Annotated in this window: 17 protein-coding genes; 6 read left to right on the forward strand and 11 right to left on the reverse strand. The window is 64.6% G+C overall.

All coding sequences use genetic code 11. The features are described from left to right. The first annotated feature begins 228 nt into the window (after positions 1-228). From AC56LH_RS18520 to AC56LH_RS18535, 4 genes are all read left to right on the forward strand, one after another. Complete coding sequence (locus tag AC56LH_RS18520) at positions 229-870, forward strand: choice-of-anchor J domain-containing protein (protein ID WP_499648658.1); 642 nt, start codon at positions 229-231, stop codon at positions 868-870. Positions 871-950: 80 nt separating this feature from the next. Further along, positions 951-1,358, forward strand: coding sequence for a post-PEP-CTERM-1 domain-containing protein (locus AC56LH_RS18525; RefSeq protein ID WP_258837338.1), 408 nt, complete (start codon positions 951-953; stop codon positions 1,356-1,358). A gap of 2 nt (positions 1,359-1,360) precedes the next feature. Continuing rightward, entirely contained in the window at positions 1,361-2,848 is a 1,488-nt protein-coding gene (locus AC56LH_RS18530) for a PA domain-containing protein (protein WP_499648660.1), read from the forward strand. 508 nt (positions 2,849-3,356) lie between these two features. Continuing rightward, positions 3,357-3,860 (forward strand): host attachment protein, encoded by a 504-nt coding sequence (locus AC56LH_RS18535; RefSeq protein ID WP_499648662.1) that lies wholly within the window; start codon positions 3,357-3,359, stop codon positions 3,858-3,860. A gap of 63 nt (positions 3,861-3,923) precedes the next feature. Here AC56LH_RS18535 and AC56LH_RS18540 read toward each other — a convergent pair whose 3' ends face one another. From AC56LH_RS18540 to AC56LH_RS18555, 4 genes are all read right to left on the reverse strand, one after another. Then, a complete protein-coding gene (locus AC56LH_RS18540) occupies positions 3,924-7,244 on the reverse strand; it encodes a DEAD/DEAH box helicase (protein ID WP_499648664.1) in 3,321 nt (1,106 codons plus the stop codon). 58 nt (positions 7,245-7,302) lie between these two features. Next, positions 7,303-7,749, reverse strand: a complete 447-nt coding sequence (locus tag AC56LH_RS18545) for a YgiW/YdeI family stress tolerance OB fold protein (RefSeq protein WP_499648666.1) — start codon at positions 7,747-7,749, stop codon at positions 7,303-7,305. A gap of 75 nt (positions 7,750-7,824) precedes the next feature. Continuing rightward, positions 7,825-9,192 carry an ATP-binding protein gene (locus AC56LH_RS18550; RefSeq protein ID WP_499648668.1) on the reverse strand — a complete coding sequence of 456 codons (1,368 nt, stop codon included), beginning with the start codon at positions 9,190-9,192 and terminating at the stop codon, positions 7,825-7,827. Next, positions 9,185-9,850, reverse strand: a complete 666-nt coding sequence (locus tag AC56LH_RS18555; RefSeq protein WP_499648670.1) for a response regulator — start codon at positions 9,848-9,850, stop codon at positions 9,185-9,187. The genes AC56LH_RS18550 and AC56LH_RS18555 overlap by 8 nt, the downstream gene beginning before the upstream one ends. A gap of 214 nt (positions 9,851-10,064) precedes the next feature. On the opposite strand from AC56LH_RS18555, the gene AC56LH_RS18560 reads away from it, so the two are divergent. Beyond that, the gene (locus AC56LH_RS18560) at positions 10,065-10,391 is read left to right on the forward strand and encodes a hypothetical protein (protein WP_499648672.1); all 327 of its coding nucleotides are present in this window, start codon (positions 10,065-10,067) and stop codon (positions 10,389-10,391) included. Between the two features lie 21 nt (positions 10,392-10,412). Here AC56LH_RS18560 and AC56LH_RS18565 read toward each other — a convergent pair whose 3' ends face one another. From AC56LH_RS18565 to AC56LH_RS18575, 3 genes are all read right to left on the reverse strand, one after another. Next, positions 10,413-10,622, reverse strand: coding sequence for a hypervirulence associated TUDOR domain-containing protein (locus AC56LH_RS18565; RefSeq protein WP_499648674.1), 210 nt, complete (start codon positions 10,620-10,622; stop codon positions 10,413-10,415). Positions 10,623-10,678: 56 nt separating this feature from the next. Beyond that, the gene (locus AC56LH_RS18570) at positions 10,679-11,818 is read right to left on the reverse strand and encodes a glutathione-independent formaldehyde dehydrogenase (protein ID WP_332530513.1); all 1,140 of its coding nucleotides are present in this window, start codon (positions 11,816-11,818) and stop codon (positions 10,679-10,681) included. Positions 11,819-12,059: 241 nt separating this feature from the next. Further along, on the reverse strand, positions 12,060-13,577 hold the full coding sequence (locus AC56LH_RS18575; RefSeq protein ID WP_499648676.1) for a BCCT family transporter: 1,518 nt from the start codon (positions 13,575-13,577) through the stop codon (positions 12,060-12,062). 193 nt (positions 13,578-13,770) lie between these two features. On the opposite strand from AC56LH_RS18575, the gene AC56LH_RS18580 reads away from it, so the two are divergent. Further along, the gene (locus tag AC56LH_RS18580) at positions 13,771-14,748 is read left to right on the forward strand and encodes a helix-turn-helix domain-containing protein (protein WP_499648678.1); all 978 of its coding nucleotides are present in this window, start codon (positions 13,771-13,773) and stop codon (positions 14,746-14,748) included. Here AC56LH_RS18580 and AC56LH_RS18585 read toward each other — a convergent pair. From AC56LH_RS18585 to AC56LH_RS18600, 4 genes are all read right to left on the reverse strand, one after another. Next, complete coding sequence (locus AC56LH_RS18585; protein WP_499648680.1) at positions 14,735-16,036, reverse strand: MFS transporter; 1,302 nt, start codon at positions 16,034-16,036, stop codon at positions 14,735-14,737. The genes AC56LH_RS18580 and AC56LH_RS18585 overlap by 14 nt on opposite strands. After that, entirely contained in the window at positions 16,033-18,333 is a 2,301-nt protein-coding gene (locus tag AC56LH_RS18590) for a family 20 glycosylhydrolase (RefSeq protein ID WP_499648682.1), read from the reverse strand. The genes AC56LH_RS18585 and AC56LH_RS18590 overlap by 4 nt, the downstream gene beginning before the upstream one ends. A gap of 46 nt (positions 18,334-18,379) precedes the next feature. After that, entirely contained in the window at positions 18,380-21,013 is a 2,634-nt protein-coding gene (locus AC56LH_RS18595) for a TonB-dependent receptor (protein WP_499648684.1), read from the reverse strand. Positions 21,014-21,153: 140 nt separating this feature from the next. Continuing rightward, complete coding sequence (locus tag AC56LH_RS18600) at positions 21,154-22,533, reverse strand: HD-GYP domain-containing protein (RefSeq protein ID WP_499648686.1); 1,380 nt, start codon at positions 22,531-22,533, stop codon at positions 21,154-21,156. Positions 22,534-22,593: the final 60 nt, after the last annotated feature.

Consider the following 22,593-nt stretch of genomic DNA (forward strand, 5'->3'; position numbering starts at 1 on the left):
ATGAAATGGAAAATAAAGTGTCGTTATTTATGTGACAAACGTATGAAATTTGTCGGAAAATCTTACAATTATTTACGAACTTTTCATTTTGAAAAATATTCTTCATAGAAATCAACGCTCTGTTTTGCTGGCACGTAATATGCATTGACTCCCATAGTCGTCGAATGATCGTTACGACACCCGATACAGGGGCTGTGACACGAATGCAGCGCCGTTCATCGTAAACACTTGGAGCGCATCAGAATGAAGAAAGCACTTGTTGCATTGCTGGTTTCCGGAATGATGTCCTCGGCGTTCGCCGGGGTCGTGATTGAAGAAGGTTTTGATGATGTAAGCAGCCTGCAGGGCAAAGGCTGGGTTGTGGAGAACAAGAGTTCCCCGGCTGGTACCACCAGCTGGTTCCAAGGCAGTGTCGGCTTCAACGGCCAGGGCGCGGCTGCAGGCTCCAACGATTACAGTTATGTCGCGGCAAATTACAGCAGCGCTGCCGATGGCGGCACGATCAACAACTGGCTGTACACCCCCGAATTTTCGACCCTGATTGGCGCAACCGTCTCGTTCTGGCTGAATGCCGACGACGCCGCCACCTACGACGACAACATCGCATTTGGCTTTGTCAACGCCGCTGGCACCATGATCGATCTGATGCCGAGTATCAGTGTCGGCTCCGGCTGGACGCAGTATTTCGCTTATATCGGCCCAACTGCCGGCAGCGCCCGCTTCGCCTTCCAGTACACCGGTGACTATGCCAGCGCGAACTACGTCGGCATCGACTCCCTGGTCGTCGACGTACCTGAACCGTCGAGCATCATGATCCTGGCCGCTGGCGCCATGGGCCTGGTTGCCGCACGCCGCCGCAAACGCGCCTGAGCGCTCCACGCCACGTTGTCCGCCGAAGCGCGCTGCGCTTCGCACATTTTGCATCGAATATGTTTTTCCAGGAGATTGTCATGTTCCAGAAACAACAAACCGGCCTGCGCGCACTGCGCGCCGCCGGCATTGCCCTTGCCCTGATGGGTTTCGCCGGCCAGTCCGCCATTGCCCAGGAAGCTGTCGTCTCGAATGAGTCGCAGACCGTCGTGCGCGATGCCGAAACGGGCAAGCTGCGCGGCGCCACCCCTGCCGAAGCAGTCGCGCTGAAAGCGCAGTCCGTCAAGGCCAATGCACGCATCGCACCGAAAGCAACGCTGCAAAAATCCCACAGCAGTGGCGCGCGCGGCGCCCGCCTGACCGATGAATTCCTGACCTCGTCGGTAGCGGTTCGTAACGCCGACGGCAGCATCAGCGTCACGCACGGCGACACCCAGAATGCCGATTCGACCGGCCACGTTCACACCATTACGCCTGTCACGGAGTAATCATGCGCACCCCATCGTTCTCGCTCACCGCTGCACGCACCGTACTGGCCACCGCCAGCATCCTGACCTGCATCGCTGCGCAAGCTGCAACCATCACCATCCAGAGCCGCGATGCGGCCGGCTTTGGCTTCAACGATCCGACCCCGGTGGCGCCGGTTGGCGGCAATAACGGCACCACGCTCGGCCAGCAACGCATGAACGTGTATCGTTACGTTGCCGATATCTGGGAACGTAATCTCCAGAGTAACGTGACGATCACCGTGTCGGCCGGCTGGGAAGCACTGACCTGCACCGCCACCTCGGCCACGCTGGGCAGCGCCGGCGCCTGGAATATCTGGAATAACTTCCCAGGCGGCAAGCCAAACACCTGGTATCCAGCGGCACTGGCCAACAAGCTGGCCGGTGTCAACCTGACCAATGGCATCCCTGACGATGGCACCGGTTATGGCAACGTCGACATCAAGACCCAGTTCAACGTCAACCTCGGCCAGCCGGACTGCCTCGCAGGCAGCAGCTTCTACCTCGGCCTGGACGGCAATGCCGGCGGCCAGGTGAACTTCGCAGCAACCCTGCTGCACGAACTGGGCCACGGCCTGGGCTTCTCGGTCGTCAGCGTGCAGACCTCGACTGGCTACCGCATCAGTGCAACTGGCTCGGGGTATGTCGCCAATGGCGGCCTGCCAAGCGTCTGGGAAGAGTTCATGTACGACAACACGGCCAAGAAGAGCTGGCTGAACATGACGTCAGCCGAACGCCGCGTCTCGGCGATCAACCCGCTGGGCCTGGCCTGGACCGGCGCCAACTCGGTTGCCGGCGCCAGCATCCTGCGCTCGCAGCCAATCCTGAAAGCGGCAACGCCAACTGGCGTGCTGCCGGTCATCAGCTATACGGCTTCGACTTTCGGTCCGACCCTGCCTGCGGTCGCCTCGCTCGGCGCCCTGGCCACGATCACGCCACAAGATGGTGAAATCGGTCCTGGCTGCGACCCGTTCAATGCCGCCAACGCCGCAGCAGTCCGCGGCAAGGTGCCGATCATCAGCCGCGGCTCGTGCGGCTTCGCCGTCAAGGTGAAGAATGCACAGAATGCTGGCGCAGTCGGTGTTCTGCTGGCGAATAACGTTGCCGGCGACGTCGCACCGGGCGGCACCGATCCAACCGTCACCATCCCGTCGGCCGGTATCACGCAAGCTGCTGGCGATGCACTGAAAGCCGCTGTCGCCGCTGCCAAGCCGTACGGTACGCGTTCGCAGCCAGGCGTGGTGATCGCGTCGCTGGCCACCGATCCGACCCGCAAGGCCGGCGCCGACGCCCTCGGTCGTCCGCTGCTGTACACCCCAGCAGTGCTGGCGCCAGGTTCGTCGGTCTCGCACTGGGACGTGACGGCATCGCCAAACCTGCTGATGGAGCCAAGCATCAATTCGGACCTGACCCTGTCGGTGTCGCCACCGCAGGATCTGACGCTGCCACTGCTGAAGGATATCGGCTGGTAATTGACTGTCGACCAACACGGCGCGAAGGCGCCGTGATGTATGGATGCAAAAACGCCACCTCGCAAGGTGGCGTTTTTTTTGCTGCTACCGCGATCGTCGATTAGAAGATCAGATACAGGATGACCAGTACAACAACCGGGATACCCAGGAGCCAGCCAATGAAGAATTTACCCATGATAGTGTTCCTTCCGTGTTTGCAGTGTCGATGGGTCTATCTTGCTCTCCGCAGCGCCTCCGTTCGGTACGCTACTGCACGTCCACCAGAAAATTGATCCATTTGGTATCTCGCCACCTTCCCAGGCGCGCACGGCAGGAACGCGGTGCGACGTGGATTTTTTGACGGGGCTATACTAAATCATCACTTGTCGCCAGGCAGGGAACGCGGGCCGATGCTGTGCATTGCTCGTGTCCGCCACTGCCGGCGATGGCCTTCATGCGCATCGCGCCAGCCGGGGCCCAGGCTCCGCAGCGCCAGATGCGCCCACCCACCATTCAATCAGGGGACTCTATGCCTACAACCTGGATTATCGCGGCCAATGCCGGTCGTGCACGTATTTTTGCCGATGCCAAATCTGCCAAGTCGCTGCAAGAAGTGGAAGACATGGTCAATCCTGCTGCGCAGGGGCGCGTGAGCGACATCGTGACCGACCGCCTGAGCCCGCGCTCGGCCGGCAATAGCGGCCACAATATCGGCGGCGGTCAGGGCGGCGGCTTCGAGCACGCCACACAGGCAGGCGCGCCGGGCAGCGACTACCAGCCAGCCGTCACGCCGGCCGAGCACGAAGCGCAAAAGTTTGCCAAGGATGTTGCCGCGTACCTGTTGCAAGGCCAGCAAAAGGGCCAGTACCAGCATCTGATCGTGTCCGCATCGCCCGAGTTCCTGGGACTGCTGCGTTCGGCGATCGATCCGCAGGTCAAGGCGCTGATCACGCATGAGCTCAACAAGGATTACACGCACTCAAGCGGTCACGAACTGCGCGGCCAACTCGCAGCGCATCTCGAAAAAGCCTAAGGTCCAAAGACCGCAAGGTAGTTCCACTCCTGACAGGCCCGCCACTCTAGCGGGCCTGTTGCGTTATGGCCGTGTGTGTTCGACCGGCGAGAAGATCTCGCGCAGGTCGTCGGCCCCGATGGCCGGCGCCAGTTCGGTGTCCCCCGCCAGCAGGGCGTTGGCCAGATCGCCTTTGCGGCGCTGCATGTCCTGGATCTTTTCTTCCAGCGTGCCGCGCGCGATCAGCTTGTAGACGAACACCGGCTGCGTCTGGCCAATGCGCCAGGCGCGGTCGGTAGCCTGGTTTTCGCTGGCCGGATTCCACCAGGGATCGTAGTGGATGACGGTGTCGGCCGCCGTCAGGTTCAGGCCCACGCCGCCGGCCTTCAGGCTGATCAGGAACACGCCCACCTGCCCCGCCTGGAACGCAGCGACCGGCGCGGCGCGGTCTACCGTGCTGCCCGTGAGTTCGACATAGGCGATGCTGCGCGCGTTGAGTTCATCGGCGATCAGCGCCAGCATGCTCGTGAACTGCGAAAACACCAGCACCTTGCGCCCTTCGCTGATGAGCGTATCAAGCAATTCCATCAGCGCCTCGAGCTTGGCCGAACCGTCCGCCGCACCCGTTTTAAGCAGGCGCGGATCGCAGCACACCTGGCGCAGCTTGAGCAGCGCCTCGAGAATCACGATATGGCTGCGCGCCAGGCCCTTGCGGTCAATCTCGTCGCGCACCTTGCGGTCCATCGCCACGCGCACCGTTTCGTACAGGTCGCGCTGCACGCCACCAAGCTCGACCGGCAGGATGATCTCGGTCTTGGGTGGCAGTTCGGTCGCCACCTTGTCCTTGGTCCGGCGCAGCATGAACGGTTTCAGGCGCCGCACCAGCAGGTCCTTGCGGCCCATGTCGCCGCCCTGCTCGATCGGCTTGCGAAACACGGTGTTGAAGCCCCGCTCGTCGCCCAGCAGGCCCGGCATCAAAAAATGAAACTGCGACCACAGTTCGCCCAGATGGTTCTGCACCGGCGTGCCGGTCAGGCACAGGCGATGGCGCGCGTCGAGCAGGCGCGCCGTCTGCGCCGCCTTGCTGCGGCTGTTCTTGATGTACTGCGCTTCATCGAGGATCAACAGGTGATAGCGGTGACCGCGCAGCGCCACTTCGTCGCGCCCGAGCAGCGCGTAGGTGGTCAGGACCACGTCGACGTCGCCGATGCCATCGAACAGCGCCGTGCGCTCCTTGCCGTGCAACAGCAGCACGCGCAGGCCGGGCGTGAAGCGGGCCGCTTCGGCCTGCCAGTTGGGCATCAGGCTCGTGGGCGCCACGACCAGTGCCGGGCGATCGAGCCGCCCCGCTTCTTTCTCGACCAGGATGTGGGCCAGCGCCTGAATCGTCTTGCCCAGACCCATGTCGTCGGCCAGGATGCCGCCAAATTCGTACTCGCGCAGAAATTGCAGCCAGGCCAGGCCGCTGCGCTGGTAGGGCCGCAGGTCGGCCTGCAGGCCAACGGGCAGTTCGACGGGCCGGATGCCGTCGAAATCGCTGAGCTTGCGGCCCAGTACGCGCAGGCGCTCGCCGCCCATCCAGCGCAGGTGCGCGGCGCGCTCGAGTTCGGCCAGGCGCGCTGCATCCATCACCGGCAGGCGCACCCGGCTGCCCATGCGCTCGCTGAAATACAGCTCGCCCAGCGTAACCAGGATCGGCTTGATGCGGCCCCAGGTCACGGCCACGCGTGTTTCGTCGTCGAGCTCGATCACCAGGTCGCCCTCATCGGCGCGCGTGGCCAGGACCACCGGGTCGAACTCCTGCGGCGCGGCGCGGATCATCTTGAGCAGCAAGGGCAGCAGCGCGTGCCGCTGGCCGTTCACGACAATGCCCAGCTCGAGCGCGAACCAGGCTTGCCCGCCCTCGCCTTCTTCATCGAGTTCGGCGTACCAGTCATCCACCTCGGCCAGGTGGTAGCGATAATCGGCTTCGATCTCGACCTGCCAGCCGGCCGCCTCCAGGCGCGGCAGCGTATCGCGCACGAAGCCGACCCAAGCGGCCTCGTCGGCAAGCTGCAAGGCACCGGGCAGATCCAGCAGTGGCGAGTCGGATGGCGGTTCGGCAAACCCGAACCCGGTCAGCAGCGCCCGCGCCGCCGCCTCGAGCGCGGCATCGCGCACGATGAGCTGGACCCTGGTGTTCTCGACGCGGCGCAGCACCGGCCCGTCGTCAGGCTCCGCGATCCAGCCGTCGTAGTCGAACATCAAGGTGGCATGGTCGTGCCAGCGGTAGTCGCCGCGCTGCCTGGCCAGCATGCTGTCGAGCACCAGCAGGGGCACCGGCGCCACGTCGCTGCGCTCATGCGTTTCCAGCACCTGCGGCAGCGGGAACACGCCATCCAGGCCAAGCTCGGCCATGCGCGTCGCCACGCTGGCGCGGTGCTCCGGCCACAGCAGCGGCGCCTGCTCCACCGCGCCAAGCAGCATTTCCAGCGGCAAGGGCGCCAGCAGGGCCGGCAGCGTCAGTTCCCCGATCAGGTCGCCATCGATGTAGCAGGCCGGTTCGGTTGGCAATACTTCGTCGGGAATCTGCTGGTCGCGCGCGCCGCCACCGGCAAATTGCCAGCTCAGCTGAAGCGCATCGGGAGCGCCGTCCAGGGGATGCCAGTCGATCACGGCCGCGCGCTTCGGGCCGGCCAGCAATGGCGCGACCCGGCCGCGCGCCAGATCCTCTGGCGTGTGGGCGCGCAGCAGCCGGTCTTGCGCGACAAGCTGGGCCAGCAGGCGTGCGCCCAGCGCGCCTTGCGGCCGCGCAACGCCCAGGCCGCCCGAAGCTGCGGCCAAGCCGGCAAACTGCCGCAGCAGCTCGACGTCGCCGGTTGCGATCCAGGCGGGTGGATCGCGCAGCAGGCCATGATGGTTGACGTCGCCCGAGCTGGCGCCAATGCCGCCGCGCTTGCCCTGGCGGCCCTTGCGCAGATGCAGCCGGGAGTGGCCCTGCAGATCCGGCACCAGGACCCAGGCCAGGATGGTCACCGCGCCCGTGCCCGACAGTGCCGGCTGCGTGATCTGGCTCAGCTGCGAGAGCTGCATGAGCCAGTGCTGCGCGACGGCGTTGGCCGCGCCGGGGGCCTGCCGGGCTTCGCGTTCGCGGCACTCGATGTCCTTGATCAAAACCGATACCACGTGCTTGCAGTTGTAGCCCACCGGACAGGTGCAGCGACCGTCGAAGTTGACCTGCTCGCGGCGGGTGAACACGCGGATGGTCTGATGGTAAATCGCCCCGCCACTGCCGGCAACTTCGCCAATCAGCCGGTCGGCCTGCCACTGCGCGACCAGCACATGGCCATCATCGGCGTAATCGTGGCCACGCTTCATGGCGCCGGGGTCGAAGTTGTGCGTCAGGTCGGCGTAATCGTAATGCATGGGCGAATCGGACAATCATGGCGGCGAAGCCACCATTATCGCCCGAACACGTCCATTCTTACTGCGCGACGACCTTGATCTGCTCGACGTCCACGGTAGAGTCGCCGAACATTTCCTTGTCGAACTCGCCGGTGAGTTCCACCAGCGTGTTGTGATCGACCGTCACGCCGGCCGGAAATCGATCAGCGTCGATCTCGACCATGATCTTGCCGCTGGCGTCGGTGAACTCGTAGTTCTCGTCGCCCTTGTGGCTGGTGAGCTTGCCCTTGAGGCGCACGTACTGGTCATCCTTGCCATTGGCCAGCAAGTCCTTGGCGGTCATCAACGGCGCGCCCGATGGACCGGCATAGCCCGCTGGCGCGGCCTTGGTGGCCGGGGCGGCAGTTGGCGCTACGGTGGCGGTTGCGGCCGGCGTTGCAGTCTGGGTTGCCGGGGTCTGGGCGACGGCAGCGGCCGAACCGGTGATCAACAGGGCGATGCAGGCGATGTGCGAAATACGTTTCATGGTCAGTCCTCGGTAGTTGGTGGGTCATTGCCTGCACAGCGTTGGCAGGCACAGACGCATTACACCGGCGGGACATTAAACCGATCTTAAGGACGCATCGAAGTCGAGCGTGACACCGAGACCGCGCCCGTCCAGGCCGGTGCCGAAGGTCAGCGCGATGCCATGCAGATCGGCGATGCGCCTGACGATCGACAGCCCGAGCCCGCTGCCCGGCTGGCCCTGCCCCAACACGCGGAAGAAGCGCTCGCTCAAGCGCGCGCGGCTGGCTGCATCCACGCCCGGGCCGTTGTCACGCACGGCAATGCGGTCGAACCCGCCGTGCCGGCACGCATCGATTTCAATGCGGCTGCCGTCCGGGCAGTAGCGCAACGCGTTGTCGAGCAGATTGCGCAGCACGATGTCGAGCATCTGCGGGTCGGCTTCTACGTAGTCGAGCTCGCAGTGCACGGCGATCGTGATGCCTCGCGCCGCCGCCTCCTGCGCATGCGCGCCCACGAGGCGCTCAAACAGCGCCGGCAGAGGCACCGGCTGGCGCACGAGCTGTTCGCGCGCCAGCGGGTCCAGACGCGCCAGCGTCAAGAGGCTGTCGACCAGCCCGGTCGTGCGCGCAATATCGTGGCGCAGTTTCTGAAACGGCGCGGCCAGTTCCGGATGCTGGCGCTGCAGCAGCTGCACGTGCATGTGCAGGCCCGCCAGCGGCGTGCGCAGCTCGTGCGCGGCGTCGGCAGTAAAGCGGCGCTCGGCCTGTAACGCCGCTTCCAGGCGCCCGAGCACGCCATTGAGCGCCTGCACGATCGGCAGCACTTCGCGCGCCTGGCCGGCGGTGGGCACCTGCGTCAGGTCGTGCGGCGTCTTGGCCGCGATGCTTGCCGCCGTCTGGCGCAAGGGTTTCAGCACGCGCCCGGTCAGCACCCAGCACACGAGCGCCAGCAGCAGCAGGAAGCCCAGCACGGGCAGCCACAGCGATTCGGCCAGCTCTTCGAGAATATCGAAACGCTTGCTCTGCTGCTGGCCGACCTGGACCTCGACGCTGCGCGTCGCGTCGCGCACGACGAACACGCGCCACGGATCGCCGTTGTTGCGCACGTCGGCGAAGCCGTCCTCCTCATCGAAATCCGTCACGAACGGCTGCGCGGGCGCGCCGCCGGTGCGCTGGACGACGCGCCCGTCCGCCACGATCTGGTACTGCATGTCGACCTTGCGGCCAGGCCGGCTCTCGAGACCCGGCCGCAGCAACAGGCCGCGCTCGTTCCAGTCGGTGGTGGCAGCCATGATCATGTGGCCCGATTCCTCGAGCGCATCGTCGAACACGTCGTTGGTTTCCTGCCACGCGATGACGGTGACGATGCCAAGACTGGCCAGCCACAGCACGGTGCTGGCGGCAACGATCGCCGTCAGCAGGCGCCGGCGCAGCGACCATGGCTGCACAGGCGATTCATTCACCATCGGTCTTCAGCCGGTAACCCAGGCCGCGCACCGTGACGATGCTGTCGCTGCCGAATTTCTTGCGCAGGTTGTGCACGTAGACCTCAATGGCATTGCTCTCGACTTCGTCGCCCCAGCCATACAGCGTTTCTTCGATCTGGGCCCGGGTGACGATGCTGTTCTTGCGCAGCAGCAGCGCGTACAGCACGTTATATTCGCGCGCCGTCAGCGCGACGGGCACGCCGCGCAGGCTGGCCGCCTTGGTATCCAGGTTCAGGGCGATTTCACCGTGCATGAGGTCATTGCTCACCTGGTTCGCGCCACGGCGCACGGCCGCGCGGATGCGGGCCGACATTTCCTCGAGCTCGAACGGCTTGACCAGGTAGTCGTCGGCGCCCAGGTCCAGGCCTTCGACGCGATCGGCCAGGGCATTGAAGGCCGTGATCAGGATGACGGCCACGCCGTTGCCGGCGGCGCGCAACTGGCCGAGCAAGGTATCGCCGGACAAGCCTGGCAAGCCGCGGTCGAGCAGCACGCAATCATAGTGATGCGTCATCAGGGCCGTCTGCGCCGAGTCGCCGCGCTGGACCCAGTCGACGGCATGGCCATCAAGGCGCAACCAGGCCTGGATGGTGTCGCCAAGGGAGAGGTCGTCTTCAACGAGCAGGATGCGCATGGTGTGGAATCAATGAATGGAATGCCTTGCCATACTTGCCCGACAAGATGAACCGAATCTTAAGGCATGGGCGACGCGGATGAGAATGCGTGAGTTTTCAGCACGATCGATGCCGTAGACTGGCATTTTCCACGTTCGACTTCAAGCCATGACATTCCGACTTGTATTGACTCGCTTGTTCCCGCAAAGAGCGTCGCTGATTGCGTGCCTCGGCATGCTGGCAACCGGCCCGGCGCTGGCTGCTGACACGAATTTTTGTACCTCGATGTGCGAATCGACGCAGCGCGAATGCCGCGTCGAAGCTAGCTCGGATGTCAGGAAGCGCTTTGTCCCACCACCGGAGACCTCCGCCCGCAATCCGCTGGCGCGAACGGCCGAAAGTGAAGTGCCTGGACAAGGTGCGCGCGCACTGCAAGCAGCCGGGGACACACACCGCCGGCTGGACCGGACTGGCGCCTGTGACAACGCGTATCAGCAGTGCAAGCGCACCTGCATCATCCAGACCGCGACGAAACAGCAGGCTGCACCGGCGCAGCGCTGATCCTCAGACCAGTACGGGCAACTACGCTTTCTTCAGCGCCGACGCCTTGTGCGCCGCCTCGGCCCCGGTCTTGTCGCTGATCACCAGGTATTCCGGATGCTCTTTGGACGCCGCGACATGGTGACTCTTGATGTCGGTTGGCGCCGTCAATTTCTTCTTGATCTTGCCGGTGACCGTGCCCTGGGATGACTCCCACTCCACCTTGTCGCCGGCCTTGAACGTCGTCGTCATGGCCCTGCTCCTTTCAGCGATACGATAGACCGGGCTGGCCCGGTCCACGTTGCAACTTACTGGCCCGGCTTGAGGATCACCTTGGTCCAGCCATCAGCGCGCTCGTCGAACTTCTTGTACGCGTGCGGCGCTTCGTCCAGCGACAGCTCATGCGAGATGATCTGCGACGGCTTGGCGCGGCCGGCATGGATCAGCTTGGCGAGGCTGCGGTTGTAGGCCTTGACGTTGGCCTGGCCGTTGCCGATGCGCTGGCCCTTGAACCACAATTTGCCGTAGTCGAACGCCAGCTTGCCTTCCTTGGCCAGCTCGTCCTTCGCACCCGGATCTTCCGGCAGGAACACGCCCACCACACCGATACCGCCGGTTGGCTTGACTGCTTCGACCAGATTGTTCATCGTCAGGTTTGGCACTTCCTTGCCGTGCTTGTCGCAGCACTGGTAGCCCACGCACTCGCAACCGCAATCGGCGCCCTGGCCATCCGTCAGTTCCTTGATCTGCGCAGCGCCATCGCCTTCGATGTCATTGATGCCGATCGCGCCCATCTTCTCGGCCAGCGCCAGGCGATCCTTGTTCGGGTCCACGACGAACACGCGGCTCGCACCCTTGAGGAAAGCCGACATCGCCGCCATCAGGCCCACCGGACCGGCGCCATAGATGGCCACCGAGTCGCCCGGCTTCATCTGCGCCAGTTCGGTTGCGTGATAGCCGGTCGGGAAAATATCCGACAGCATCACGTAATCGTTTTCCTTTTCTTGCGCATCCTTTGGCAGCACCAGGCAATTGAAGTCGCCGTATGGCACGCGCAGCAGTTCAGCCTGGCCACCGCTGTACGGGCCCATGCCAGCAAAGCCGTAGGCCGCGCCCGCGTTGCCCGGGTTGCAGGTCAGGCAAAAACCAGTCAGGCCGCGCTCGCAGCTTTCGCAAAAGCCGCAACCGATATTGAATGGCAGGCAGACCATGTCGCCGACCTTGACGCGGTCGACGGCCTTGCCGACGGCGATGACTTCACCCATGTTCTCGTGACCCAGGATGCGGCCCGTTTCCATGCTGGTGCGACCTTCGTACATGTGCAGGTCGGAACCGCAGATGTTGGTGGTCGTGATGCGCACCAGCACATCGGTCGGCTTCTCGATCGTGGCGTCCGGCACGTTCTTGATCTGGACATCGCATGGTCCGTTGTAGACAAGTGCTTTCATTGGGTTCCCTTCGTGAGGCGTTCGGTGAATAAAACACCTACTTTGGGAGGCGCACGATTGATGCTCTGTTCGTTAAGTCACAGACCGGGCGGCAGCGGCGCATGCGCCTACGTGACATTGGCCATCAGCGCGCCAAGTCGATAACCACAGGAAATTTGACAGCGCGCCAGAGCACCTGCGCCCAAGAAAAACGGCCAGCCCGCAACTGCGGCTGGCCGTTCGTGTCGTACGAAATGAACGCTTACTTTTCGACGATCTGGCGCACGCGGCGGCGCAGTTCGCGTTCCTGCTTCTCGTGCGCTGCCCAGTCTTCGCGCACTCCGCGCCAGAGCGAGATCAGCATCAGAATAATCACCAGCGAGAACGGCACGGCAAACACGATGGTCGCTGTCTGCAGCGCCTTCAATCCCCCTGCCAGCAACAGGCTGATCGCAATACCGGCGATCAGGCCGCCCCACAACAGCTTGGTACGGGTCGACGGATTCGGATTGCCACCGCTGCTCATCATGCCCAGCACCAACACGGCCGAATCGCCCGACGTGACAAAGAACACCAGGACCAGCACCGTGGCCACGGCTGACATGATCATGCCAAACGGCAGCGCGTCGAACATTGCGAACAGCGCGGTGGCCGTGTCGGCGCGCACGGCGTCGGCGATCGGGATCTGCTGCCAGATCTGCATGTGCAGCGCGGTGCCGCCAAAGATCGAGAACCAGATGAACGCGGCCAGTGTCGGCGCCAGCATCGTGCCCAGGATGAATTCACGGATCGTGCGGCCACGCGAGACGCGGGCGATGAACAGGCCCACGAATGGCGACCATGAAATCCACCAGGCCCAGTAGAAAATGGTCCAGCTGCCAACCCAGGTGCTGTCGCGGAACGGTGTCGCGCGCAGGCTCATGCGAACGAATTCGGTGACGTAGTTGCCCAGCGTGCTGGTCAGCGTGTCGATGATCGCCACGGTCGGGCCAAGGATGAACACCGCCAGCGCCAGCAGCGCGGCCATGATCATGTTGGTGTTCGAGAGGATTTTCACGCCGCGCGTCACGCCGCTGACGGCTGAAGCCAGGAACATGATGGTGGCCAGTACGATGATGCCGATCTGGGCAGGCTCGCTCACTTGCAGGCCAAACACGGTATTCAGGCCATTGTTGATCTGCAGCGCGCCCACGCCAAGCGACGCCGCCACGCCGAAGGCAGTCGCGACCACGGCCAGTCCATTGAAGAACCCGCCCATGTGCTTGACGATCGGCCATGGCAGCGCGTCCGTCACGGTGCTGACCAGGGCAACACCGCCGCGCCGGTACTGGAAGAAAGCAATCGCCAGGGCCACGGCGCTGTACACGGCCCACGGGTGGATACCCCAATGGAAGAAGGTGTAGCGCATGGCAGCGCCCGCCGCTTCCGGCGTGTTCGACACGGTGCCGGGCGGCGCGTCGATGTAGTGCGAGATCGGTTCAGCCACGCCAAAGAACACGAGGCCGATGCCCATGCCAGCAGCAAACAGCATCGAGAACCAGCTGCCGAGCGCGAATTCCGGCTCGTCGTCATCGCCGCCGAGTTTCAGGTTGCCATAACGGCTGAAGGCCAGGAAGGCAACAAACACCACCATGCCAAGGACGACCCAGAGGTAGAACCAGCCGAAGTTGCGGGTGACGGTGGCAAGCGCGGTCTCAAAGATCGGGCCCATGGTGTCGGGCGAGATAACGCCCCACAGAACGATGGCGAGGATGAAGCCCGCCGATAATGCTGTCTGCATAATTTCTCCAGAGACAGAACGCGCGGGGCGTTGTGATAATCAAATGACCACGCAATTGTAAGTGAATTGCTAACTTACTGCGGCGCAACAATTCTCCCGTGCTGCCTGTCCATACGTGTCATTTTTGTATTTTCCAGGCTACACATAGTTCGCCACGGCAGCGGCTTTGGTCGCATAATTCATCAACGCTGTCATGACGATCTTCGATATGCCACTGACCCACGCCGCCCTTGCCCACTGTATGCCACCTGCCGCCCCCTGCGTGGCGCCCCGGGTGCCGGTGTCGCGTCTGTCGCGCCTGTACGAAGTCATGGACCTGATGCTCGATTCGGTCGGCGACCCGCTGGCCCTGGGCAGCCTGGCCGCATCGGCCAGCTATTCGAGCTACCACTTCGACCGCATTTTCCGAGAGCTGACCGGCTTTTCGGCGGTGGAATACCAGCGCAAGCGGCGCCTGCGCCGCGCCGCGCACCTGCTGCGCCACGAACCGGACGTGCCAGTCGGGCGCATCGCGCAGGATTGTGGCTTTCCATCCAACGCAGCGTTCGCCAAGGCCTTCCGCCAGCAGTTCGGCATGCCGGCCAAATCCTGGCGCGACGGCGGCTGGCGCATCTACATGGATGCCCAGGTCGGGCGCGAAAGCGATGTCAGTTTCTTTGTCGCCGAGCCGGGCGAACTCACCGCACTGAACGCCCCTTACTGCGCGCCCGCGCCTGGCAGCGTCGCCGCGCGCGTCACGCTGCGCCAGTTACCTGCCCTGCAGCTGCGCTACCAGCGCTTCTTCGGCCAGTCCGGCGCGGCGCTGTCGCTGGCCTGCAATGCCTTCATCTGCGCACAGGAAAGTGCCGGCATCCCACGCGGGGCGCCGTGGTACGGCGTGTTCGACGAAGATCCAGGTTTTACGGGCGAGCGAGAATACTGCTACGACTTCGGCTTTGACGCCGGCGTGCTGGCCGACCCGGGGCTTGGACTGCGCGTGCTGCCAGCCGGGATGGTGGCGATCCTCGAGTTTCGCGGCGAGTGGCCGCGCTTTCGGGCGATGTACGAAGACTGGCTCGAACACCAGAACGTGTGGCGGCTCGATGCGACGCGGCCCCATGTGCAAAAGGTCGCGCGCACCGAAGATGGCGGCTGGCAGGGCTGGCTGGCCCTTCCCGTCAAGCGGCGCTGATTTCGCCAGGCGCTTCGATACGCATGAAGCGACTGAGCACCAGCACCGGCAGCGCCGCCACCAGCACCCACAGAAAGAAATCCCGATAACCCAGCGCCTGCTGGATGTCGCCGCTGATCGTGCGAAACAGGACAAACCCCAGTTGCATGAAGCCGGTGCCCAGCGCGTAGTGCGCCGCCTGGTACGGGCCGCTGGCGACCACCTGCATGATGAACAGGATTACGCCGACAAAGCCGAAGCCATAGCCGAACATCTCGAGCCCCAGCGCGCTGACGATCAGCGGCATCGAGACGGGCTGCGCATCGCTCAGGTACCAGAACACGGCATTGGGCACGTTCATCGCCAGGATCAGCAGCGGCAGCGCGCGCTTGAGGCCCAGCCACGCCGTGAAATATCCACCGGCAATGCTGCCTATCAAAAATGCCGCCGTGCCGACCGTACCGTACACCCAGCCCACCTGGGCGGTGCTCAAGCCCAGGCCGCCGGCCTCGCGCGCGTCGCGCAGGAACAGCGGGCCGATCGACTGGATCTGCCCTTCCCCGGCGCGAAACAGGATGATGAACAGGATCGCCAGCCAGATCCCGCGCTTGGCAAAGAAGGTCTTGAACACGTCGACCAGCGTAGCCTTGACGTCGCGCGCATGACGGATCCGCCCCGCGAGCTTGGGCGTGGCGGGCAGCGCGTGCCAGTGGTACAGGCCCAGTGTCACCATCAGGCCACCGAGCAGCAGGAACACAACGGTCCAGGCAGAAGCGATGCCGAAGCGTTCCTCGAGTTCGCCCGCCAGGATCAAGAGCCCGCCAAGCGAGAGGAATTTGGCGGCATTGAAGAAGGCACCCTGCCAGCCCGCATACGCCGCCTGCTCGCGCGATGTCAGGCTGCTGATATAGATGCCGTCGGCGACGATGTCATGGGTGCTCGAGGCCAGCGACACGATCGCCAGCAGCGCCAGGCACACCGCAAACCACATCGGCAGTTGCAGGGCCAGCGCAACCAAAGCAAGGCAGGCGCCGCCGAAGATCTGGCAGGTGACGACGGCCATGCGCGGGCTCGGCGCCAGTTCCAGGAACGGACTCCACAGCGCCTTGAAGGCCCAGGCCAGGCCCAGCAGGCCCGTCCAGCGGGCGATCTGGTCATTCGGTACGCCCATGCTCTTGAGCATCTGGCCGGCGACCAGCGCCACCGCATAGAACGGCAAGCCCTGCGCCAGGTACAGCGTGGGCACCCACGACAGCGGATGGCGCCGTGGCGCATGGTGGACCGGGGCAGCGACCAGCGTCTCGTTCATGGCGATTCCAGATGTAGGGTGACGATGCGGCTCACGCGACCGTGCGTGTCGATGCTGGCCAGTTTCACGATGCGCACGCCACGCACAGGCACCGGGTCGGCGTAGCGCGGGCTGGTGGTATCAGGGTCGCGGCCATCGACAGTGTAATGCAGGCCCAGGCCGGGAAAGGCAGTATTCGCCTGCAGCATGCCGTTCTCCACCAGCGCGCCCGGCGGCGGCAGGCGGTAGTGCCAGCCGTGGCGATCGAGGCGCGGCAATTCGCGCCGGCCAAGACGGTTGGCGAATTCATTCCAATCCGGGGCGCTGTCCGGTGGCGACCACGCGCGTTCAGCCAGACCGAGCAGGCGCGGCATCGCCAGATACTCGAGCCGCGCGCGTGAGCACACGTTCTCGCCCCAGAGCTGGCCCTGCAGGCCCGTGACGCCGGCGCTCGGCGCCAGTTCGAACGCATCGCGCGTGCCGACGAAACCGGCCCAGTAGTAGCCCGGTTCCAGCGGATGCTTGGCGTGGGCAAAATCGAAATACAGGCTGGTGGCATTGGCCAGCACGACGTCGAAACCGGCGGCGGCCAGCTCGGTGGCGCAATCGCGTTCGTGCGGCAAGCCGCCGTTGTTCCAGACGTAGACGTGAAAATCGCGCCCGGCCTGACGCCGGTCGGGCGCCAGCACGCCATCGGCGCGGGGTGTCAGCGCCGTTTCCTCCCAGCCGGCGAACGCGATGCCGTGACGCGCCAGGATCGCGCGGCAGCGCGCCTGGAAGTCGTCGCGCAGCTCGCGCACATCCGTCCAGCCATGCGCACGCATGCTGGCCTGGCAGACGGGCGAACCGACCCAGGCGCCGCCAGGCACTTCGTCGCCGCCGGTGTGCAGCACGGTCAGCGGCACCTCTGCTTCCCGGTACAGCGCGGCCACCGCAGTGACGACGGTGTCGATGAAGCGATCGACCGACGGCAGCGCAATGCACATCACATTGTCGTGCCACAGCTGCACCGATTCGTAGGCCGACGTGTCGGCCGGGTCGCTGAGCAGATATTCTTCGGCGCCGGCAAGGTCACCTGCCGCCACCAGGCGCGCATGCCGCACGCGCATCGCTTCGACCGCCGCGCGTGCGTGGCCCGGCAGATTGAATTCTGGGATGACGTCGATGTGGCGCGCTTTCGCATGGCGCAGGATCGTGACGAACTGGTCGGCCGTATAAAAGCCACTGCCGCTCGATGCATCGACGGCGGCGCCGGAGCCGAACGACGGTGGTAAACAATCTCCGACGCCGCGCTGCGCGCCAATGGCGGTCAATTCGGGCAAGGCGTCAATCGCCAGGCGCCAGCCCTCGTCATCGGTCAGGTGAAAATGAAAGCGGTTGAGTTTATACGCGGCCATGCAATCGAGCAGGCGCAGCACGGTGTCGACGCTGGAGAAGTGGCGGGCAACGTCGAGCATCATGCCGCGGTAGGCGAAGCGCGGTGCATCCTGCACGACTCCCAGCGGCAGCGCGCCATCGGGTGAGACCAGCTGCGCCAGGCTTTGCAGGCCGTTGAAGACGCCGTGCGAGCTGGCGCCCGTGAGCACCACGCGCTGCGCATCAATGTCGAGCGAATACGCTTCATCGCCGGCTTCAGTCACCGGTCCGACGGCGAGCGTCACCACGCCCTCACCCGGCGGCAGGTCGGCCAGCAGCGCGCGCAAAAACCGCACTTCGTTGTCCAGCCCTGTACCGTGCACGACCGCCGCGTCGCGTCCCAGCAGGCACTGGCCGCCCGTGAAGCATGCCGAGCGTGGACGCGGTGTGATGCGCCCGACCTCGGCCTCGGGCAGGTATGACAGCGCTGCGTTCTGCGCAAAGCGCCACGCCGCATCGGCGGTGGGCACCGCGTCGCTCCGGTTGCGGTGCCGCTGCTCTGGCCGCACGAACGGCGCGATGACCGGGTCGCCCAGATTCACGGCCGCCCCGCCTTGCGCCGGCAGCAGGTAAAAGCCCAGCGGCGCATCGGTGATGCTGATCGCCCAGTGCAGCGCTTCGTAGTCGAGCGTGTGTGTCTGCCCCGGCAGCCAGGCGTCGCCCCCCGGCATCGACAGCGCGAACAAGTCGCCATTGACGTGCGCGATGGCGTAGCCGGCGCTGACCGTCTCGGCCAGGATCTTGCGGCAGGTGTTGAAGCACAGCGTCCAGCCGGGCGCGATGGGCGCACCGCCATCGTTGCGCAGCACGAGGCGCGCGGCAAACGCGTCGTCGCGGATGAAATTGCTCAGGCATTCCCAGGCGATGTGGATCGCCGGGCCGCCATCGGATCGGTCCGTCATGGGTGTCCAGTTGAATGCGGGGCGGCCGAAGCCGCCCCTGGGCTGATTACAGCTTGCCGCGCAGGCCGAGATAGAAGGTACGACCGTTCGAGTAGAAGGCGCGTGGCCGGTCCTTGTTTTCGGCGTACATCTTGATGGTCTCGTTGGTGAGATTGAGCGCGTCGAACGTGAGCGTGAAGCGTTCACTCAGCTTGACGTTGATGGAGCCGGCCAGCGACGGCATGTCGTCCACGTGCTGGCTTGCGCCACGATCCACGCCGGCCTTGTACTTCGAGCGCCAGTTGTAGGCCAGGCGCGCCGAGAAGCGTTCGTTCTCGAAGTAGCCGGTCACGTTGTAGGTGTTGCGCGACGAGTTGATGAGTTCACCACCATCGTCGAGTTCACCATCGGCGAACGTGTAGTTGACCAGGAAGCCGAAGTCACGCGCCACCGGCTGCTGCCAGCTCAGCTCCACCCCGCGATTGCGACCGCTCGTGTTGTACGGCGACGTGATCTGGTACTCGGTCAGTGTGCTGCGCTTGTTGTTGTAATAGGTGCCGGTCGACGTGCCCTGCGCCACGATCGAGCGCAGGTCCATGTAGAACAGGCCTGCGGAGAGCAGCGCCTTTGGTGCGTAATACCACTCGGCGCCGATGTCGAAGTTGGTCGAGCGCACCGGCTCCAGATTGACGTTGCCACCGTTGCCGCTCAGCGCGTCGTCATTCAGCGACACCGAGCCGCCCAGCGCGCTGTAGTCGGGGCGCGCGATGGTCTTGGCCAGCGCTGTGCGCAGGACCAGGTCGGGCGTCACGTTGTACTTCAGGTTGGCGCTTGGCAGGTAGTCGCGGTAGGTGCGCTTGAACATCGTCGGGGTGTAGGCGCCGAAGGCCGAACCGGTGATCGGCGCCGGGCCGCCCGGCAGATTGACGATCGTGTTCTGGCGCGTCTCCACGGCGCGCAGGCCGACGTTGCCGCTCCAGCCGTCGCCACCGAAGTCGACCATGCCGTACAGCGCGGCCGTCTTCTCAGCCACCTCGAATTCGTTCATCCAGTTATGGCGCAGCACGTAGTCGAGCAGGCGGTTGCCGGGGATCGCGCCCCAGGCGCCCAGCGCCGCGCCGTCGTACTTGAAGTAGTTCGATGCGACATTGCCGCCCAGGTCATTGCCGAAGTCGCTCGGGTACAGCTGGCCGTTCCAGGCCGGGCCCGGATTGGTAAAGCCCAGCGGACCCGGACGGGTTTCCAGCGGATGCTCGGCATTGCGCTGGTGATCGGTCCAGCGCGCGCCGAAGCGCACGGCCTGGAAGGTCGGATTGTCCAGGCGCAGCTCGCCATCGAGCTGTGCGTACTGTTCCTTGTCCACCGACTGCGATTCGCCGCCGCCGGCCCAGGCGGTCGAGCCGGGCGAGACCGTGTTGCCGCCGGGGTAGCTGACCGATGCCGGCGACAGACCGTTCAAGCCATACACCATGCGGCCATCGACATTGTTCTGGTAGTAGACGTCGTCGCGGTCCCAGCCCACGCCGTGGGTCTTGCCAAGCTTGCCCGAGAGCGAGAACCGCTCGTTGACGCGCCATTTGCCGTTGAAGTCCAGATACCACGATTCGCCGCCCGCATCCGGACGGTAGATGTTGTCGACCTCGCCCGCATTGCGCGTGAACCCGGCCCCCACCAGCGTGTTGTTGCGCACGACCGGGTTAATGGGAATCAGGTTCAGGCTGTTGATCGAGTTGGCCGGCGCGGCCAGCCAGTTGGTGTTCTGGTGCGGCGCTTCGAGCTTCGAGTAAAAGCCGTTGACATCCAGCGTCAGGTCGCGGTTCGGGCGCACCTCGATGTCGAACGCGCCGCCTTCGCGCTTCTTCTCCTGTTCGAACAGCGCGGCGCCGATGAAGGTCGGCACGACCACGCCGGCCAGCGCCGGGTTGGCGAGCGCCGCGGCGCTGGTCGCGCTGATCGGGGTGTAGCCGAGGATTTCCTGGCCATCGCGCCGCACGGACGATTTCTCGGAGAATCCCTGGATCAGGATGCCGGCCGTGTTGGCGGCGTTCTTCCAGTTCACGAGGCCCGACAGATGCGGCTTGGTCTCGCCCGACAAGTCGTTGTAGTTGGCCTGGACCGAGCCTTCGACGGTCAGTTGCTGGCGGAAGTCGAGCGGGCGACGCGTGATGACGTTGATGGCGCCGGAGACACCGCCTTCGACCAGATCGGCGGTCGGGCTTTTCTGGACCACGATCGAGCCGACCAGCTCGGACGGCAGCAGCGAGAAGCTGCTCGAGCGACCGACATTGCCGCCGATCTGGTTCAGCACGAACCAGTCGCCGGTGCTGATCGCGTGGCCGTTGAACAGCGTCTGCTGCAGGCTCGGGCTGGTGCCGCGCAGGCTGACGCGGTCGTTTTCGCCGAAGCCGCCTTCGCCGCCGGCGGACGATTGCGTGTTCACGCCGGGCAGGCGCTGGATGGCGTCGGCCACGTTTTTATCAGGCATCTTGCCGATGTCTTCGGCCGTGACCACCTCGACGACGGCGTCGCTGTCGCGCTTCTGGCGCAGCGACTGTTCGAGCGCGGCGCGCACGCCCGTCACCACCACGGTCTGGGGCGCCAGCACCGGCGCCTCCTGCGCGCCGGCCCCGCTCATCGCCAGGATTGTCACCGCCGCTGCGATCGCGGTCCGCTGATACTGCCGTGCCTTCAACTCATTCATGTGCGCTCCAAACCAGGTTGGCCAACGGTTGTTAGTGAGCGCATTGTGGTGGCATCCGGGATGCCGTGTTTGTCAAATCTTGCTATCCGGCAGAGGAATTCATCATGGTGACATGTGACTGTGGCAGCGAACGCTTCACCTCAGGGCGCCGGGAACGGCACCAGCGCTAACCCGCGCTTGAGCGCATCGAAGCAGGCCGGGTCGAGCGCAGTGCCCACGGTCTTTTCCATCATCTCGAGCGCCTGCGGAATCGGGATCGCGCCGCGGTACGGGCGCTCGGCGGTGATGGCGTCGAAAATGTCGGCCGTGGTGATGATGCGCGTCTCGAGCCGGATGTCGTCCGCATGCAGGCCGCGCGGATAGCCATTGCCGTCGAGGCGCTCGTGGTGGGCGCCGGCAATCGACGCCAGTTCGGCAAACGCCGCAATGCGGCCCAGGATCGTTTCGGTGTACTCGGCGTGCTGGCGCACGGCGGTCCATTCGTCGCGGTCGAGCGAGCCCGCCTTGTCGAGTACGCTGTTGCTCACGCCCAGCTTGCCGACGTCGTGCAGCAGCGCGCCACGCTTGAGCCAGCGGCGGCGCTGCGCCGACAGTCCGAGCGCCTCGCCGATCATGTCGGTGTACAGCGCCACGCGTGCGCTGTGACCGCTCGTGTACGGGCTCTTGGCGTCAACGACCTGACCAAAGGCAGTGGCGATATCGTCGAGGTAATCTTCGTCGAGCGCGACTTCGTGGCCGGCCGGCTCCAGTGCGAACACGGCGCGGTCCAGGTCGGGCGCGGCGAGCTTGCGCCAGAAGGCATCCTCCAGCGCGACCTGCTCGAACGCCGCAACCAGCTGCGGATCGAACCAGCTGCCGGCGCGCGCGGTGGCTTCGTGCAGCGCAGCCTCGCGGCCGCCATCGGTGTGGAACACGTCGATCACCTGCGCCAGCAGCGCGATGCGCGCATACACGGGGATCGCGTCGCCCACGAGCTGGGCCGGTTTGCCCTTGCCATTCACGTGTTCGTCGAGTGAGTAGATGCCTTCGGCCACGCCTTCGGGGAAGCGCAGCAGGCGCGCGATGTCGGCGCCGCGCTGGCACCGGGTGGCGATCAGGCCCTGCGCGATCTCGGGACCATCACGCAGGATCGTCATGACGCTGCGGAACCGCTCGGCCAGGCCCGCTTTCAGGCCGGTATGCTTGAGCACGAAACCGAGCACCTGCGGCAGGCTGTCGCCCACCGTCTTGAAGCTGCGCTTGAAGTCGAGATCGTCCGTCATATACAACTCGCAGATGCGGGCCGCGTTGCTGCTGCAGCCAAGGTCCTTGAGCAGCAGCGTGTAATACAGTTCCCACAACTGATCTTCGTTCAGGCCAGCGACGCGGCCGATATGCATTCCGATCCAGCAGCAGCGCACGCAGTGGCCAGCCGGCTGGCCTTCGGTGATGTCGAGCGCATAGCTCAACGCGCCAATCAGCTCGGAGAGCTTCATGGCGCTGGGGGCCAGCATCTCCTGCGGCGCGTCGGGGTGCATCATAATTAGTTCCCTATGGCAATAATTATGAATGGTACGCCACAACCCCCGTGGAAAATCACC

Source organism: Telluria sp. LT1R51-2 (assembly GCF_059685775.1).